This is a genomic window from Paraburkholderia sp. BR10882, from assembly GCF_040948855.1.
GTDB classification, from domain to species: Bacteria; Pseudomonadota; Gammaproteobacteria; order Burkholderiales; family Burkholderiaceae; genus Paraburkholderia; species Paraburkholderia nodosa_A.
The window spans coordinates 1-1,220 of record NZ_JBFPKP010000056.1; the positions used below are offsets into that span (position 1 = coordinate 1).

Sequence of the window (1,220 nt, forward strand, 5' to 3'; positions counted from 1 at the left end):
ATCGGCATTACGTTTGCGCTCGACTTTCTCGGCGTCTCGAAGGTTCTCGGTGTCTGCATCGCCGCGGTACTGACGATGGCGGCGGTCAGTACGGGCGACTTCCGGCGCTTCGAACGCTTCGCGATCGTGCTGTGCCTGTTGAGTCTGCTGCTGATCCCGGTGCTCGTTTCGATTCACCCGCCCGTGGGCGTTATCGCGCGCGACTTCTTCGTGCCGACCTGGCCGGCGAATTCGAAGCTCTCCGACGTGATGCTGCTCGTGATCGGCATCGTCGGCACGACCGTCGCGCCGTGGCAACTGTTCTTCCAGCAGAGCTACGTGATCGACAAGCGCATCACGCCGCGCTTCATGAAGTACGAAAAGGCGGACCTCTGGATCGGTATCGCGTTCGTGATCGTCGGCGCTGTGGCGATGATGGCCTTCACCGCCGCGCTCTTTGACGGCAAGCCCGAGTTCGGCAACTTCACCGACGCGGGTGGCGTGATTGCGGGTCTGCACAAGTACGTCGGCCAGACCTCGGCCACGATCTTCGCCGTGGCGCTGCTCGACGCGTCGATCATTGGCGCCGCCGCCGTCTCGCTTTCGACGGCCTATGCGATTGGCGATGTCTTCAAGGTCAAGCACTCGCTGCACCGCAGCGTGCTCGACGCGAAGGGTTTCTATCTCGTCTACTTCGGCATCATCGCGCTCGCGGCGGCCCTCGTGCTGATTCCCGGCAGCCCGCTCGGCCTCTTGACTGAGGCTGTGCAGACGCTGGCCGGCGTGCTGCTGCCGAGCGCAACGGTGTTCCTGTTGCTGCTCTGTAATGACAAGGCGGTGCTCGGCCCGTGGGTGAATTCGAAGAAGCTGAACGTGTTCACGGGTGCAGTGATTGCCGTGCTCGTCGTGTTGTCGATCATCCTGACGGCGGCCACGGTTTATCCGGATATCAGCGGTGCGGCAATTATCAAGATTCTCGTAGGCGGATGCGGGCTTGCCGCAGCGGTGTACGCAGCGGTGGAGCTCTCGCGCAAGTTGCGCGGTGGAACTGTCGGCCATGATGCGGCTCCGCTCAACAAGCCGGCCCTGAAGGAGTTGCGCAACACGTGGCGCATGGCGCCGCTCGAAGAGCTGCCGGCGCCGCAGCACCTGACGTTGTCGACGCGCGTGTGGATGGGCGTGCTGCGCACCTACCTCGTCGTCGCGGTAGGTCTCGTGATCGTGAAGGTCGTGCAGATGGC

1 protein-coding gene is annotated in these 1,220 nt (G+C 63.3%); it reads left to right on the top strand.

The window, feature by feature from the left end; genetic code table 11:
* A partial coding sequence (locus AB3X99_RS40850; RefSeq protein ID WP_368662064.1) for an NRAMP family divalent metal transporter occupies positions 1-1,220 on the top strand: 1,220 nt, incomplete at both ends.